This window comes from Rhodococcus sp. LB1 (genome assembly GCF_001583455.1).
GTDB lineage: Bacteria > Actinomycetota > Actinomycetes > Mycobacteriales > Mycobacteriaceae > Rhodococcus_F > Rhodococcus_F opacus.
Map to the genome: position 1 here is coordinate 34,546 of NZ_LTCZ01000052.1, position 15,071 is coordinate 49,616.

16 protein-coding genes are annotated in these 15,071 nt (G+C 68.4%); 6 read left to right on the forward strand and 10 right to left on the reverse strand.

Going from position 1 to position 15,071, the window contains the following annotated elements; genetic code table 11:
* Positions 1-12: 12 nt before the first annotated feature.
* The 9 genes from era to hrcA form a co-directional block, all read right to left on the reverse strand.
* A complete protein-coding gene (gene era / locus AZG88_RS09705; protein WP_005247923.1) occupies positions 13-930 on the reverse strand; it encodes a GTPase Era in 918 nt (305 codons plus the stop codon).
* Positions 923-1,255, reverse strand: coding sequence for a hypothetical protein (locus AZG88_RS09710; protein ID WP_005247925.1), 333 nt, complete (start codon positions 1,253-1,255; stop codon positions 923-925). The genes era and AZG88_RS09710 overlap by 8 nt, the downstream gene beginning before the upstream one ends.
* The gene (locus AZG88_RS09715) at positions 1,248-2,567 is read right to left on the reverse strand and encodes a hemolysin family protein (RefSeq protein WP_025432922.1); all 1,320 of its coding nucleotides are present in this window, start codon (positions 2,565-2,567) and stop codon (positions 1,248-1,250) included. The genes AZG88_RS09710 and AZG88_RS09715 overlap by 8 nt, the downstream gene beginning before the upstream one ends.
* 21 nt (positions 2,568-2,588) lie before the next feature.
* Positions 2,589-3,131 (reverse strand): rRNA maturation RNase YbeY, encoded by a 543-nt coding sequence (gene ybeY / locus AZG88_RS09720; protein ID WP_005247928.1) that lies wholly within the window; start codon positions 3,129-3,131, stop codon positions 2,589-2,591.
* A 36-nt stretch (positions 3,132-3,167) separates the two neighbouring features.
* Positions 3,168-4,241 (reverse strand): PhoH family protein, encoded by a 1,074-nt coding sequence (locus tag AZG88_RS09725; protein ID WP_005247930.1) that lies wholly within the window; start codon positions 4,239-4,241, stop codon positions 3,168-3,170.
* Positions 4,242-4,425: 184 nt separating this feature from the next.
* Entirely contained in the window at positions 4,426-5,193 is a 768-nt protein-coding gene (locus AZG88_RS09730) for an alpha/beta hydrolase family protein (protein WP_061697571.1), read from the reverse strand.
* Between the two features lie 6 nt (positions 5,194-5,199).
* Positions 5,200-5,961, reverse strand: coding sequence for a 16S rRNA (uracil(1498)-N(3))-methyltransferase (locus tag AZG88_RS09735; protein ID WP_005247935.1), 762 nt, complete (start codon positions 5,959-5,961; stop codon positions 5,200-5,202).
* Between the two features lie 2 nt (positions 5,962-5,963).
* Positions 5,964-7,115: a molecular chaperone DnaJ gene (dnaJ, locus tag AZG88_RS09740; RefSeq protein WP_005247937.1), complete on the reverse strand. Its 1,152-nt coding sequence runs from the start codon at positions 7,113-7,115 to the stop codon at positions 5,964-5,966.
* 87 nt (positions 7,116-7,202) lie between these two features.
* Entirely contained in the window at positions 7,203-8,246 is a 1,044-nt protein-coding gene (gene hrcA / locus AZG88_RS09745) for a heat-inducible transcriptional repressor HrcA (RefSeq protein WP_005247940.1), read from the reverse strand.
* Positions 8,247-8,455: 209 nt separating this feature from the next.
* On the opposite strand from hrcA, the gene AZG88_RS09750 reads away from it, so the two are divergent.
* Positions 8,456-8,773, forward strand: coding sequence for a type II toxin-antitoxin system VapB family antitoxin (locus tag AZG88_RS09750; RefSeq protein ID WP_005261240.1), 318 nt, complete (start codon positions 8,456-8,458; stop codon positions 8,771-8,773).
* A gap of 18 nt (positions 8,774-8,791) precedes the next feature.
* Here AZG88_RS09750 and hemW read toward each other — a convergent pair whose 3' ends face one another.
* Positions 8,792-10,015 carry a radical SAM family heme chaperone HemW gene (gene hemW / locus AZG88_RS09755; RefSeq protein WP_061697572.1) on the reverse strand — a complete coding sequence of 408 codons (1,224 nt, stop codon included), beginning with the start codon at positions 10,013-10,015 and terminating at the stop codon, positions 8,792-8,794.
* Between the two features lie 138 nt (positions 10,016-10,153).
* Between hemW and AZG88_RS55505 the strand changes: the two genes are divergently transcribed.
* From AZG88_RS55505 to AZG88_RS09775, 5 genes are all read left to right on the forward strand, one after another.
* Positions 10,154-10,246 carry an Ms4527A family Cys-rich leader peptide gene (locus tag AZG88_RS55505; RefSeq protein WP_368681498.1) on the forward strand — a complete coding sequence of 31 codons (93 nt, stop codon included), beginning with the start codon at positions 10,154-10,156 and terminating at the stop codon, positions 10,244-10,246.
* A 120-nt stretch (positions 10,247-10,366) separates the two neighbouring features.
* Positions 10,367-12,088, forward strand: a complete 1,722-nt coding sequence (locus AZG88_RS09760; protein ID WP_005247948.1) for a nitrite/sulfite reductase — start codon at positions 10,367-10,369, stop codon at positions 12,086-12,088.
* The gene (locus tag AZG88_RS09765) at positions 12,085-12,828 is read left to right on the forward strand and encodes a phosphoadenylyl-sulfate reductase (protein ID WP_025432925.1); all 744 of its coding nucleotides are present in this window, start codon (positions 12,085-12,087) and stop codon (positions 12,826-12,828) included. Before AZG88_RS09760 ends, AZG88_RS09765 begins: the two co-directional genes overlap by 4 nt.
* Positions 12,825-13,778, forward strand: a complete 954-nt coding sequence (gene cysD / locus AZG88_RS09770) for a sulfate adenylyltransferase subunit CysD (protein WP_061697583.1) — start codon at positions 12,825-12,827, stop codon at positions 13,776-13,778. The genes AZG88_RS09765 and cysD overlap by 4 nt, the downstream gene beginning before the upstream one ends.
* Before the next feature lie 2 nt (positions 13,779-13,780).
* Positions 13,781-15,067 carry a sulfate adenylyltransferase subunit 1 gene (locus tag AZG88_RS09775; protein WP_061045288.1) on the forward strand — a complete coding sequence of 429 codons (1,287 nt, stop codon included), beginning with the start codon at positions 13,781-13,783 and terminating at the stop codon, positions 15,065-15,067.
* The last annotated feature ends 4 nt before the right edge of the window (positions 15,068-15,071 follow it).

Here is a 15,071-nt window from a genome sequence, read left to right on the forward strand (position 1 = left end):
CGGCGCAGCCGCCTAGAACCCCAGGCGGCCCAGCTGTTTCGGGTCGCGCTGCCAGTCCTTGGCCACCTTGACGTGCAGTTCGAGGAAGATCTTGGTGCCGAGGAGCTTCTCGATCTGCAGCCGCGCCTTGGTCCCCACCTCGCGGAGGCGGGCGCCGCCCTTGCCGATCACGATGCCCTTCTGGGACGGGCGTTCGACGTAGAGCAGGGCGTGGACGTCGAGCAGTTCGCCCTGCTTCTCGGTGCGTCCCTCGCGGGGGATGATCTCCTCGATGACCACGGCCAGGGAGTGCGGCAGTTCGTCGCCGAGCCCCTCGAGCGCGGCCTCGCGGATGAGTTCCGCCATCAGCGTCTCTTCGGGTTCGTCGGTGAGCTCGCCGTCCGGGTAGAACGCCGGGCCCTCCTCCATCTTCGACGCGAGGACGTCGACCAGCACCTCCACCTGCTCACCGGAGGCGGCGGACACGGGCACGACATCCGTCTCGGGACCGAGGAGCTTGGACACGGCCAGCAACTGCTGCCCGACCATGTCCTTGCTGACCTTGTCGATCTTCGTGACGATGCCGACGAGCGTGGTCTTCGGCGCGATCTGACGGACCTGCTGCACGATCCACCGGTCGCCGGGGCCGATCTTCTCGTCCGCCGGGATGCACAGGCAGATCACGTCGACCTCGGAGTAGGTGTCGCGCACGAGGTCGTTGAGGCGCTGGCCGAGGAGCGTCCGGGGGCGGTGCAGACCCGGGGTGTCGACGAGGATCAGCTGCGCGTGGTCGCGGTGCACGATGCCGCGGATGGTGTGGCGGGTGGTCTGCGGACGCGACGACGTGATCGCGATCTTGCTGCCTACCAGCGCGTTGGTCAGCGTGGACTTGCCCGTGTTGGGCCGTCCGACGAAACAGACGAATCCGGAACGGAATTCGGTTTTACTCATGTTGCTCCTCGATCACGGATCCATCGGTTCGCGCGAAGACGACGGCCGCCTGCGCACTGACTTCGTGTAGGGCGGCGATGCCCGGGTCTTCCGGGCTGCCGCCGATCACGACTGCGGCCTCGAAACCCTCGGCGCCACTCGACACCGCCGCCGCGACGGCCGCCTGCAGCGCGGTCAGCGGCAGCGCCGTCAGCGCGACCGCGCCCGCCGAGTAGGTGCGGCCGTCGAGATCGCGGACGGCGGCACCCTGACCACTTCCGGTGCGGCCGAACGCTCCTCGCGCGAGCACGACCAGTTTGGCGTCTTCGTCGCCCAGTTCAGTCATCGTCGCCCTCCCGGTCGCCGTCGTTGCCGTCGTCGTCCTCGTCGATGGGGGCGCGTTGCACGAAGACCGTGCTGATGCGCACCCGTCCGCGCACGTCGGGTGAGCCCTCGCCGCGCAGGACGAGACCGTGCGACACGACCTCCGATCCCGGGAGCGGCACCCTGCCGAGTTCGTAACCGATGAGCCCACCGACTGTTTCGACCTCGTCGTTCTCCACCTCGATGCCGAACAGTTCCCCGAGATCCTCGATCGGCAGACGCGCGGAGACCCGGTACATGCCGTCGCCGAGATCCTCGACGGGCGGCGTCTCGTCCTGGTCGTATTCGTCGGCGATCTCACCGACGATCTCCTCGATGACGTCCTCGATGGTGACGAGCCCGGCGATTCCGCCGTATTCGTCCACCAGAACGGCCATATGGTTGCGGTCGCGCTGCATCTCGGCGAGCAGGCTGTCGAGGGGCTTGGAATCGGGCACGAACACGGCGGGCCGCATCACGTCGCCGACGCGGACGCTGCGTCCGCCGTCGCGCGAGTGGTACGTCTCCTGCACGAGATCCTTGAGGTACACCACCCCGAGCACGTCGTCGACGTTCTCCCCGATCACGGGGATCCGCGAATGTCCGCTGCGGACGGCCAGCGACGTCGCCTGTCCGGCGCTCTTGTCGTTCTCGATCCACACCATCTCGGTGCGCGGCACCATCACCTCGCGGGCGGACGTGTCGCCGAGTTCGAACACCGACTGGATCATCCGGCGTTCCTCGTCGGCCACCACGCCGCGTTCCTGCGCCATGTCGACGAGTTCGCGCAGTTCGATCTCGGAGGCGAAGGGCCCGTTGCGAAACCCCTTACCCGGGGTGATCGCGTTACCGATCAGGATCAGGAGGCGACTGATCGGGCCGAGCAGAGTTCCGATGACCTGCAGGGGAAACGACGTGATCAACGCTATCGAGTAGGCGTGCTGACGACCGAGCGTCCGGGGGCCGACCCCGATCACCACGTAGTCGACGAGCACCATGATGATCGCGGTGAACGTGAGCGCCCACACAGGCTCGAGGAGATCGGACAGGCCACCGACGAGCACCACCGTCGCCGTGATCTCGCACAGGATGCGCAGCAGCACCATGAGATTCACGTAGCGGGGGCGATCCGACAGGATGCGGAGCACGCGGGTGGCGCCGGGGCGATCCTCCTTCGCCATCTCCTCGATGCGCGCGGACGAGATCGTGTTGAGTGCGGAATCGACGGCGGCAAAGACACCACCGAGCGGGACGAGGACGATCGCGAGGACGATCAGCGCGATGGCGCTACTCACAGAAGACCCTTCACGTGGCGGTTACTGGTCCGGTGAGTCGAAGAAGCCGGCCTTGCCGAGCAGCTTCTGATCCCGGGCAGCGAGTGCGGCGTCGCGTTCGGCCCTGCGCAGATCCTCGTACCAGTCCTCGAGCAACTGGTTCTGCAGGCCGAACATCTCCTTCTCCTCCTCCGGTTCGGCGTGGTCGTAGCCGAGGAGGTGGAGCACACCGTGCACGGTGAGCAGAGCGAGTTCGTGTGCGAGCGGGTGATCGGCCTTCTCGGCCTGGTCCGCGGCGAAGGACGGGCACAGCACGATGTCACCGAGCATCGACGGTCCGGGCTCGGGCGAGTCCGGGCGACCGCCGGGCTCGAGCTCGTCCATCGGGAACGACATCACGTCGGTGGGACCGGGCAGGTCCATCCACCGCATGTGGAGGTCGGCCATGGTGGCCGAGTCCACGAGGACCATCGACAACTCGGCCGCGGGGTGCACGTCCATCCTCGCGATCACGAAGCGGGCAACGCTGATCAGCTCCTCTTCGGAGACGTCCATGCCCGATTCGTTCGAGACTTCGATGCTCATGTGTGTCGCTTCCTCCTGGTTCCGGCGACACTCACCCTACCGTCGTGGAGAACGCGAGTGCGCCGCTCTACGCTGTGCGCGGTTCCCGAGCTCGACCTTGCCGTCCCGGTCCGCCTCGAAACGCTCGTACGCGTCGACGATGTCGGACACCAGCCGGTGCCGGACCACGTCGCTGCTGTTGAGTTCGGCGAAGTAGATGTCGTCGATGTCACCGAGGATCTCGGTGGCCGCGCGGAGCCCGGACCGGGCACCGCCCGGCAGGTCCACCTGCGTGACGTCGCCGGTGACCACGACCTTGGAGCCGAAGCCCAGACGGGTGAGGAACATCTTCATCTGCTCGGCGGTGGTGTTCTGCGCCTCGTCGAGGATGATGAACGCGTCGTTGAGCGTGCGGCCACGCATGTACGCCAGCGGCGCCACCTCGATGACACCCGACTGCATCAGCTTCGGGATGGCTTCGGGGTCCATCATGTCGTGGAGTGCGTCGTGCAGCGGGCGCAGGTACGGATCGATCTTCTCGTGCAGCGTGCCGGGCAGGAACCCGAGCCGCTCGCCCGCCTCGACCGCGGGGCGGGTGAGGATGATCCGCGACACCTGCTTGGTCTGCAGGGCCTGCACCGCCTTCGCCATGGCGAGGTAGGTCTTGCCGGTACCGGCGGGCCCGATGCCGAACACGATGGTGTTGGCGTCGATCGCGTCGACGTAACGCTTCTGGTTCAGCGTCTTCGGCCGGATCGTCTTGCCGCGTCGCGACAGGATGTCGAGGGTCAGGACCTCGGCGGGTGATTCGCTCAGCCCCTGCGTGAGCATGCCGACCGTGCGACGCACCGCGTCGGGGGTCAGCGGTTGCCCGCGACCGACGATGGAGCCCAGTTCCGCGATGACCCGTTCGGCGAGCGCGACGTCGCCGGGCCGTCCCGTCAGCGTGACGGCGTTGCCGCGTACATGGATGTCTGCGTCCAGGACCCGTTCGAGAGCGCGCAGATTCTCGTCGGAAGAACCGAGGAGAGGCGGGACCGTTTCGGGTGGGAGATCGATACTCGAACGCACGGTGCGTTCCGCCGGACGCGTGGCGCCGAACGTCTCGCCGTTCTGGTCTTGTTCGCTCACGTGAGGAATATGGCCTTCTTCCCGGTTCCTGGTCGGTCACGACGGTCGTCGTGATGAGGGAAGTCTATCGCTCGCAGGTCACAGCGCCCACCCGATTACGCGACGCCGTCACGACTTCGGGACCTCCGGATGCTCGCGCAACCAGTGCCGCGCCTCGTCCACGACGCGTGCCTGTCGGCCGGCGTCAGCCGGAGAACTCGCCGGCACCGGACAGTAGGGCGTCCCGCGAGATCTTCCAGCAGTCGGTCTCGGGATTCAGGAACGCGTAGTGGTCTTCGCCCTCGACGACATGCAGCGCGACCGGATCCCCGGCCGCCCGCGCGACCTCGCTGTACCGCACACTCACCTTCGCCGGAACCTGCGCGTCCTCCGTGCCGTGCACGCACACCACCGGCACCCCGGTGGGGATGCGGTGCCGTGGGGACGCGGCGCGGTACCGATCGGGGTCTTCGTCGAAGGGGACGCCGAGGAGATCCTCGAGGTAGCCGATCCGCCGGCCCCGCTCCCCCGGGGACGCGAGGTCGAGGGCGCCCGCCTGGGACACGACCCGCTCCGGCCGGACCGTCGTCTGCCTCTCCCCGGCGAGCCACACGGCGAGCTGTCCACCGGCCGAGTGGCCGACGACCCGGACCTTCGACAGGTCGAACGGGACGGGCGACTGCTCGGCGACCGGCCCGGCGATCGCGTCGAGGGCGGCGAGAACGTCGGCGGACATCTCGTCCCACCGGCCGCCCGCACCGAGCCTGCGGTATTCGATGTTCCAGACGGCGACGCCGTGGCGGGCGAGGTCGACCGCGAAGCTCGTGCCCAGGTTCAGGTGGTACTTCCCGCTCCAGAAACCGCCGTGGACGACCATCACCACCGGGACCGCGGCGGCCACGGGCTCCTCGGGCGGGTAGAAGTGCCCGAACTGCTGCGGTTCGGTTCCGTAGGCGATGCGAATGCGGTCCACGGACAGTCAGGCTAGCGGGGCCGCGCCCCAACGGTCCGTGAGGACACCGATGGCGCCCAGCGCGACAGCCGCGGCGGTCGAGGTCCGCAGAACGTGCGGACCGAGCAGCACCGGGACGGCGCCGGCGTCCGTCAGCGCGGCGATCTCCTCGTCGGAGATACCGCCCTCCGGGCCGACGACGAGCACGATCTCGGCCGCCGAGCGCAGCGGAAGCTCGGCGAGGCCCTGGGTGGCCGCCTCGTGCAGCACGGCGACGACGCCGCCGCGGCCGACCACCTCACGGACGACGGCGAGCATCCCGGCGGTGCGGTGCAGTTCCGACACCTCGGGGACGATCGCCCGCCGGGACTGCTTGGCGGCGGCGAGAGCCGCGCTACGCCAGCGAGCGATACCCTTCGCGACCTTGGGGCCCTCCCACCGCGCCACGCAGCGCGACGACTGCCACGGCACGATCGCGTCGACCCCGGCCTCGGTGGCCAGCTCGACCGCCAGCTCGGACCGCTCTGCCTTCGGAAGCGCTTGCACCACAGTCACACTCGGCGACGGCGCCGACACCTGACGACGCTCGTGAACGGTGAGTTCGAGCCGGTCCTTACCGGCCCCCGTCACCTCGGTGTCGGCGAGACCACCCCGGCCGTCGGCCAGCACGATCCGCTCCCCGACACCGATCCGGCGCACCGTCGCGGCATGCCTGCCCTCCGGGCCGTCCAGGACCGCGGTGCCCCCCACCTCGGGCAGCGGGTCGAGGAAGAAGACCGTCGCCGCCACGGTCAGCGACCGCTGAACGCTTCACGCAGGCGTGAGAACAATCCGCCGCTGTGCTGCGACTGGGTGGAGACGACCTCGGCGACGTCGCGGTCGCGCAGGTCCTTGAGTTCGCGGAGAAGCTTCGTCTCCTTGTGGTCGAGGCGCGACGGAACCACGACCTCGAGGTGGGCGTGCACGTCGCCGCGGATGCCGGAACGCAGCTTCGGCATGCCGTGCCCGCGCAGGACCGTCACCGATCCCGGCTGGGTTCCCGGCTCGATGGTGATCTCCTTGGGTCCGTCGATGATCGTGTCGATCGTCACGGTCGTGCCGAGGGCGGCGTCGATCATCGGAACCCGGATCGTGCAGTGCAGGTCTTCGCCGTCGCGCACGAACACCTCGTGCGCCTGCTCGACCACCTCGACGTACAGGTCGCCTGCGGGTCCGCCACCGGGGCCGACCTCGCCCTGCGCGGCGAGCCGGATCCGCATTCCGCCTGCCACGCCTGCGGGCACCTTCACCGTGATGTCGCGGCGGGCGCGCACCCGGCCGTCGCCGCCACACTTGTGGCAGGGGTCGGGGATCGTCTCGCCGGCGCCGCGGCAGGTGGGACACGGCCGCGACGTCATGACCTGGCCGAGGAACGAACGCTGCACCGACTGGACCTCGCCCGCGCCGCCACAGGTCTCACAGCGCACCGGCTTGGAATCGCCGTTGGTGCCCGCACCGGTGCAGCTGTCGCACAGGATCGCCGTCTCGACGGTGACCTGCTTGCTCACGCCGGTCGCGCATTCCGCCAACGTCAGCCTGGTGCGCAGGAGTGAATCGGCGCCCGGCTGGACGCGGCCGCGCGGCCCGCGGCCTGCACCGCCTCCGCCGCCGAAGAACGCTTCGAACACGTCGCCGAGGCCGCCACCGAAACCGCCGCCGAAGCCGGCACCGCCTCCGCCGCCACCCGAGGAGAGGGGGTCGCCGCCGAGGTCGACGATGCGACGCTTCTCCGGATCGGACAGCACCTCGTAGGCCGTCGAGATGTCCCGGAACCGGGCCTGCGCCGCCTCGTCGGGGTTCACGTCGGGATGCAGTTCCCTCGCAAGCTTGCGGTACGCGCGCTTGAGCTCCTGATCGGTCGCCTTCTGATCGACGCCGAGCGTTGCGTAGTAATCCCGTGCCACGTTGAGTCTCTCGTCCTTCTCTACTTCGTTATCTCGCTACCGGTACCTGTGCTCGCCCCACGGCGGCGCTGTCGCCGGGGCCGGCCGTCACCGCTCGGCGAGCACCTGGCCGATGTATCTCGCAACGGCTGCCACCGACGCGATTGTTCCCGGATAGTCCATTCGGGTGGGTCCGAGCACGCCCATTCCGCCGAGCACGGTGCCTGCCGCACCGTAGCCGGTCGAGATGACGGAGGTGCCGCGCATCTGCTCCACCTGGGTTTCCTCACCGATCCGCACCGTCACGGTGCCCGCGTCCTGCGTGGCGGCCAGCAGTTTGAGCACCACCACCTGCTCCTCCAGCGCCTCGAGGACCGCGCGCAGCGAACCGGGGAACCCGCTGATTCCCGAGAAGTCGGCGGCGTTGCGGGTCAGGTTCGCGGTACCGCCGAGGACCAACCGCTCCTCGGGATGCTCGACGAGCGTTTCCACCAGCACGGTGGCCGAACGGATCACGGCGTCGCGCAGATCCTCCGGGGCCTCGTCGGCGAGTTCCGAGACTGCGATGGACGCCGCCGCCAGCCGTTTCCCGTCGAGGGCGCCCCCGAGCAGTCCGCGCAGCCGCGCCAGGTCCTGGTCGTCGAGCACGTCGCCGAGTTCGACGATGCGCTGATCCACTCGACCCGAATCGGTGATGAGCACGAGCAGCAGGCGGGCAGGCGTCAGCGCGACCACCTCGAGGTGCCGGACCGACGACGCCGAGAGTGTGGGATATTGCACAACCGCGACCTGGCGTGTGAGTTGCGCGAGGAGGCGCACACCGCGCCGGAGAACGTCGTCCAGGTCGACCCCGGACTCGAGGAAATCGAGGATCGCGCGCCGCTCCGCCGTCGACAGCGGCTTCACGTCGGCGATGCGGTCGACGAACTGCCGGTAGCCCTTGTCCGTGGGAACACGGCCGGAACTCGTGTGCGGCTGGGCGATGTAGCCCTCGCTCTCGAGGAACGCCATGTCGTTGCGGACCGTCGCACTGGATACACCCAGGTTGTGCCGCTCGACCAGCGCCTTCGATCCCACCGGCTCCTGGGTCGAGACGTAGTCGGCGACGATGGCGCGGAGAACCTCGAACCGTCTGTCGTCCGTACTCGACATCGCCGTCCACCTCCAGTTCTCGATCATCACGAGCAGCGGCGTCACCGAACCTTCGTTCGGATCGGCCGCCACATTCCCTGAGCTACGTGCAGATGCACGTGCATCTCGGCTCGGTCCAGTCTAATCGCCGCGCCGCCGATACCGGTTCAGGCCTTACTGTGGTGACCGGAGACGAGCAGAGGCAACGACCACGGGCGGATGACGAGGCGATGATTTTCAAAGGTGTCATGGACGGCAAGCCGTACCCGGACCACGGGTTGTCGCTGCGCGACTGGTCCAAGATCCCACCCCGGCAGGTGCGGCTGGACGAGATCGTCACCACGACGAAGGTTCTCGAGCTCGACCGGCTGCTGTCCGAGGACTCGACGTTCTACGGCGACCTGTTCCCGCACGCGGTCCAGTGGCACGGGGTGCTCTACCTCGAGGACGGGCTGCACCGGGCCGTGCGCTCGGCACTGCGAAACCGCGTCGTGCTCCACGCCCGCGTCTTCGACTACGACGAGATGCCCGGCATCGTCACCGCCTGAGCGGTCGAGGGCTGAGCGTCAGCGCAGCACCGTCCGGACCACGGCGTCGGCGAGGAGCCGCCCGCGGTCGGTCAGCACCAGGTGCTCGCCCTCGCGCACCAGCAGTCCGTCGGCCACCACGGTCTCGGCGGCGCGCCGCTCCGCGGCATCCAGCTCCGCCACCGGTAGTCCCGTCCGCAGCCGCGCGGTGAGCATTACCCGCTCGACGTGGACGTCCTCCGTGGTCAGCTGTTCGCTCCCACCGACGGGCAGACTTCCCGCAGCCAGCTGGTCCGCGTAGCGCGCCGGGTGCTTGACGTTCCACCAGCGCACACCGCCGACGTGGCTGTGCGCGCCCGGCCCGGCGCCCCACCAGTCCCCGCCGTCCCAGTACCCCAGGTTGTGCCGGCAGCGTGATTCCCCCGTCGCGGCGTCAGCCGATGCCCAGTTCGACACCTCGTACCAGGTCAGGCCCGCGTCGGCGAGCCGAGCGTCGATGCGCTCGTACCGCGACGCCAGGACGTCGTCGTCGGGCGCGGGCAGTTCGCCGCGGCGCACCTTCCTCGCCAGCGTGGTGCCGTCCTCGACGATCAGGGCGTAGGCGGATACGTGGTCCACCCCGGCGGACAGCACGGCGTCCAGCGAGAGGTCGAGGTCCTCGTCGCGCTCCCCCGGAGTTCCGTAGATGAGGTCGAGATTGACGTGCTCGAATCCGGCGGCCCGCGCCTCCTGCGCCGCCGCCACCGCACGTCCCGGTGTGTGGGTGCGGTCGAGCACCTTCAGGACGTGTTGCGCCGCCGACTGCATGCCCAGTGAGATCCGCGTGAATCCGCCGGCGAGCAACCGCTCGAAGAACTCCGGCGACGTGGACTCCGGGTTCGACTCGGTGGTCACTTCGGCGCCCTTCGCGAGGCCGAAGCTCGAGCGGACCGCACCGAGAACGTCCGCCAGTCCGTCGCCGCCGAGGAGTGACGGTGTGCCACCGCCGACGAACACCGTGTCGACGGCCGGGGCGCCCGTCATCTGCGCGGCGAGGTCGAGTTCGCGGCGCAACCCCTCCATCCACGACTGCGGCGACGCCGACGTCCCCAGCTCGCCTGCCGTGTATGTGTTGAAATCGCAGTATCCGCAGCGTGTGGCGCAGAAAGGCACGTGGACGTAGATCCCGAACGGGCGGCTCCCCACACCTTTCAGGGCACTCCCGGGCAGCGCGAATGCCGCCGCCTCGTCGCGACCGACCGTGGTAGTGCTCGTTCCGTTCACCCTTACAGTCTCCATGGTCGGCTCACCTCCGGTGTCCACCCGACTGTCGCGGGCCCCGCCTCGTGATATTTCCCGCAAAAATGGTGGAAATCGGTGCCCGGCTCTGCGTGAGCGATCTGACGTGGCACAATGGTCGACATGACCGGACCCGGAGTGCGACTTGTGGCGCGTCGTCACGTCGATCTCAAGCGTGTCTGCAGCTGTTGTTGTCTGCCCTGTATCGCGCAGTAATTCAGCCTGTCAGCCCGTTCATCATTCTTCTCGACTTCCGGCCGGATTCGAATGCCCCGAGCGAGGACCAGCCCTCCTCCTCGGCCTCAGCCGGTGCATCTTGAGATTCAGGAGTGCTCCATGACGTCGACCACCGACGCCTCCCCCGCTGCCGTCGACGCAGCCCCCGCGCGTACGCGCACGGCGAAGCCGGCCCGGCGACGCGCCGAAGGCCAGTGGGCCCTCGGCTACCGCGAGCCCCTCAACGCCAACGAGCAGGCGAAGAAGGACGACAACCCGCTCAACGTCCGGGCCCGCATCGAGAACATCTACTCGAAGCAGGGCTTCGACAGCATCGACAAGGGTGACCTGCGTGGCCGCATGCGCTGGTGGGGTCTCTACACCCAGCGCGAGCAGGGTTACGACGGCACCTTCACCGGTGACGAGAACATCGATCTGCTCGAGGCCAAGTACTTCATGATGCGGGTCCGCTGCGACGCCGGCGCCCTGAACGTCGAGCAGCTGCGCACCCTCGGCGGCATCTCCACCGAGTTCGGTCGCGACACCGCCGACCTCTCGGACCGCGAGAACGTCCAGTACCACTGGATCGAGATCGAGAACGTCCCGGAGATCTGGAAGCGCCTCGAGTCCGTCGGCCTGCAGACCACCGAGGCCTGCGGCGACTGCCCGCGCGTGGTGCTCGGCTCCCCGCTGGCCGGCGAGTCCCTCGACGAGGTCCTCGACCCCACGCCCGCGATCGACGAGATCGTGCGCCGCTACATCGGCAAGCCCGAGTACTCCAACCTGCCGCGCAAGTTCAAGACCGCCATCTCCGGCCAGCAGGACGTGGTGCACGAGATCAACGACGTCGCGTTCGTCGGCGTCAACCACCCCGAGCACGGCCCCGGCCTGGACCTGTGGGTCGGCGGCGGCTTGTCCACCAACCCGATGCTCGCGCAGCGGGTCGGCGCCTGGGTGCCGCTCGACGAGGTGCCGGACGTGTGGGAGGCCGTGGTCTCGATCTTCCGCGACTACGGCTACCGCCGGCTGCGGTCCAAGGCGCGGCTGAAGTTCCTGATCAAGGACTGGGGCATCGAGAAGTTCCGCGAGGTGCTCGAGACCGAGTACCTGAAGCGGAAGCTGATCGACGGCCCGGCACCGGCCAAGCCGGAGCGCCCGATCGACCACATCGGTGTGCAGAAGCTGCGTAACGGGCTCAACGCGATCGGCTTCTCCCCGATCGCGGGCCGGGTGTCAGGCACCATCCTGACGAAGGTTGCCGAGGCGGTGGCCGCCGTCGGTTCCGACCGCGTCCGCTTCACCCCGTACCAGAAGTTGATCGTGCTCGACGTGCCGGACGACAAGGTCGAATGGCTGATCGACGAGCTCGAGCCCCTTGGGCTGCACGGGCGTCCGTCGCACTGGCGTCGAAACCTGCTGGCATGCAGCGGCATCGAGTTCTGCAAGCTGTCGTTCACCGAGACCCGCAAGCGTTCGCAGGTGCTCGCGCCGGAACTCGAGGAGCGCCTGGCGGACATCAACGCCAACCTGGACGTGCCGATCACGGTCAACATCAACGGCTGCCCCAACTCCTGCGGCCGGTCCCAGATCGCCGACATCGGGTTCAAGGGCATGCTCGTCGACGACGGTGCGGGCAACCAGATCGAGGGCTTCCAGGTGCACCTGGGCGGCAGCCTCGGCCTCGACGCCGGTTTCGGCCGCAAGCTGCGCCAGCACAAGGTGACCAGCGGGGAGCTGGGCGACTACATCGAGCGCGTGGTGCGCCAGTTCGTCAAGCACCGCAACGAGGGCGAGCGATTCGCCGAGTGGACAGTCCGAGCAGAAGAGGAGGACCTGCGATGAGCGTCGACCTTTCCAGCGTCACCGAGGACGACCTGAGGGAACTCGCCGTGAAGGGGGCGTCGAGTCTCGAGGGTGCGTCCGCGCGGGAATTGCTGCAGTGGACGGAAGACACGTTCGGGGCCGGGGCGAGCGAAGCGACGGGGTATCGGAACAGCTACATCGTCGCCTCGAATATGCAGGACGGCGTTCTGGTCCACCTCGCCGCCCAGGTTCATCCCGGCGTGGACGTGCTGTTCCTCGACACCGGCTACCACTTCGCGGAGACTATCGGCACCCGCGACGCCGTCGAGCAGGTGTACGGCGTCAACGTCATCAACGCGCGCGCCGAGGCGAGCGTCGCAGAACAGGACGCGGCGGAGGGCAAGGACCTGTTCGCCCGCGAACCCAACCGGTGCTGCGCGCTCCGGAAGGTCGCCCCACTGAAGAAGACCCTCTCCGGCTACAAGGCCTGGGTCACCGGTATCCGGCGGGTCGAGGCCCCCACCCGCGCCAACGCCCCACTGATCTCGTTCGACGACGCGTTCGGTCTGGTGAAGATCAATCCGATCGCGGCGTGGTCCGACGAAGACATGCAGGCCTACATCGACGAGCACTCGATTCTGGTGAATCCGCTCGTCGACGAGGGCTATCCGTCCATCGGGTGCGCTCCGTGCACCAGCAAGCCAGCCCCCGGCAGCGATCCGCGCAGCGGACGCTGGGCCGGTCAGGCCAAGACAGAATGCGGGTTGCACGCCTCATGACCATCGACATCTCCACTTCCCTCGCCGAATCCGACGTCCGGCCGCAGTTGGACGGGTCGCAGTTCGACACGCTCGACGCGCTCGAGTCGGAAGCCATCCACATCTTCCGTGAGGTCGCGGGCGAGTTCGAACGCCCGGTGATCCTGTTCTCCGGCGGCAAGGACTCCACGGTGCTGCTGCACCTGGCGATCAAGGCGTTCTGGCCTGCACCGCTGCCGTTCGCGCTGCTGCACGTCGACACCGGACACAACCTGCAGGAGGTCCTCGACTTCCGCGATCACGTCGTGTCCAAGTACGACCTGCGCCTGCACGTGGCGAAGGTCGAGGACTACCTGGCCGACGGCCGGCTCACCGAGCGCCCCGACGGGATCCGCAACCCGCTCCAGACCGTTCCCCTGCTCGACGCCATCGCCGAGAACCGTTTCGACGCGGTCTTCGGTGGTGCTCGACGCGACGAGGAGCGCGCCCGGGCAAAGGAGCGCATCTTCTCGCTGCGCAACAGTTTCGGCCAGTGGGACCCGAAGAAGCAGCGCCCCGAACTGTGGAACCTGTACAACGGCAAGCACTCCCCCGGTGAGCAGGTCCGCGTCTTCCCGCTCAGCAACTTCACCGAACTCGACATCTGGCGGTACATCGCCCGTGACAACGTCGAACTGGCCAGCATCTACTACGCGCACCAGCGCGAGGTGTACCAGCGCGACGGCATGTGGATGACGCCCGGTGTGTGGGGCGGACCGTCCGAGGGTGAGGACCTGCAGACTCTGTCGGTGCGGTACCGCACCGTCGGCGACGGGTCCACCACGGGCGCAGTTCTTTCCGAGGCCGGCGACAACGAGGCGATCCTCGCCGAGGTCGCAGCGTCCCGGCTGACCGAGCGCGGCGCAACCCGTGGCGACGACCGAGTTTCCGAAGCGGCTATGGAAGACCGCAAGCGAGAGGGCTATTTCTGATCATGAGCGACCTTCTGAGGCTTGCCACCGCCGGCAGTGTGGACGACGGCAAGTCGACCCTCGTCGGCCGTCTGCTGTACGACACGAAATCGGTTCTCGCAGACCAGATCGACGCCGTCACCCGGGCGTCGGTCGACAAGGGGCTGTCCACCCCCGACCTGTCCCTGCTGGTCGACGGCCTGCGCGCGGAGCGTGAACAGGGCATCACGATCGACGTGGCGTACCGCTACTTCGCGACACCCAACCGCACCTTCGTGCTCGCGGACACCCCCGGCCACGTGCAGTACACCCGCAACACCGTCTCCGGCGCCTCCACCGCGCAGTTGGTGATCCTGCTGGTCGACGCGCGTAAGGGCGTCATCTCGCAGACCCGCAAGCACGCCGCCGTGCTCGCGCTGCTCGGCGTGCCGAAGCTGGTGCTCGCGGTCAACAAGATCGACCTGGTCGAGAACCCCGCCCAGGTGTTCGCGGACATCTCCGAGGAGTTCAACGCGCTGACCACCTCGCTGGGGTGGGCGTCCGAGGACGTCGTGGAGATCCCCGTCTCCGCGCTGCACGGCGACAACGTGGCCGTCCGCTCCGAGAACACCCCGTACTACAACGGCCCCACCCTGATCGAGCACCTCGAGTCGATCCCGGTGGACGCCGAACCGCACCGCGTCGGCCTCCGTTTCCCCGTGCAGTACGTGATCCGTCCCCGGACGGCGGAGTTCCCGGACTACCGCGGGTACGCGGGACAGGTCGCCGCCGGTGAGGTGACCCCGGGCGACGAGGTCGTGATCCTGCCGTCCGGTGTCCGCACCACGGTCACCCGCATCGACACCGCGGACGGCGAACTCGACAGCGCCCACGCCGGCCGCAGCGTCACTCTCGTGCTGGCCGACGACGTCGACGTCTCCCGCGGCGACGTCATCGCCTCCCCCGCCGACGCCCCGGAGCCGCTCGGCGAGTTCGACGCGACGGTCTGCTGGCTGGCCGAGAAGCCGCTGCGTCCCGGCGCGCGCCTGCTGCTCAAGCACGGCACCCGCACCACGCAAGCCATCGTCGGCACGCTCGTCGAACGTTTCAACGAGCAGGAACTCACCTCGGAGCCCAGCCCGGAGTCGTTGGAACTCAACGAGATCGGCAGAATCTCGGTGCGCGTCGCCGAGCCGATCGTGGCGGACGACTACACCGTGAACCGCCACACCGGCAGCTTCCTGCTGATCGACCCGGCCGGCGGCAACACGCTCGCGGCCGGCCTCGTCGGAGATGCCATCGCAGCGGTGGAGCTCGGCGAGCGCGTCTAGTGCG

What these genes read in the sequence shown, in the direction of transcription:
- AZG88_RS09765 (WP_025432925.1), top strand. Translation starts at nt 12,085, where the DNA reads ATGAGCGTCGACCTTTCCAGCGTCACCGAGGACGACCTGAGGGAACTC.
- AZG88_RS09775 (WP_061045288.1), top strand. Translation starts at nt 13,781, where the DNA reads ATGAGCGACCTTCTGAGGCTTGCCACCGCCGGCAGTGTGGACGACGGC.
- era (WP_005247923.1), bottom strand. Translation starts at nt 930, where the DNA reads ATGAGTAAAACCGAATTCCGTTCCGGATTCGTCTGTTTCGTCGGACGG.
- AZG88_RS09750 (WP_005261240.1), top strand. Translation starts at nt 8,456, where the DNA reads ATGATTTTCAAAGGTGTCATGGACGGCAAGCCGTACCCGGACCACGGG.
- AZG88_RS09760 (WP_005247948.1), top strand. Translation starts at nt 10,367, where the DNA reads ATGACGTCGACCACCGACGCCTCCCCCGCTGCCGTCGACGCAGCCCCC.
- AZG88_RS55505 (WP_368681498.1), top strand. Translation starts at nt 10,154, where the DNA reads ATGACCGGACCCGGAGTGCGACTTGTGGCGCGTCGTCACGTCGATCTC.
- AZG88_RS09710 (WP_005247925.1), bottom strand. Translation starts at nt 1,255, where the DNA reads ATGACTGAACTGGGCGACGAAGACGCCAAACTGGTCGTGCTCGCGCGA.
- hrcA (WP_005247940.1), bottom strand. Translation starts at nt 8,246, where the DNA reads ATGTCGAGTACGGACGACAGACGGTTCGAGGTTCTCCGCGCCATCGTC.
- ybeY (WP_005247928.1), bottom strand. Translation starts at nt 3,131, where the DNA reads ATGAGCATCGAAGTCTCGAACGAATCGGGCATGGACGTCTCCGAAGAG.
- cysD (WP_061697583.1), top strand. Translation starts at nt 12,825, where the DNA reads ATGACCATCGACATCTCCACTTCCCTCGCCGAATCCGACGTCCGGCCG.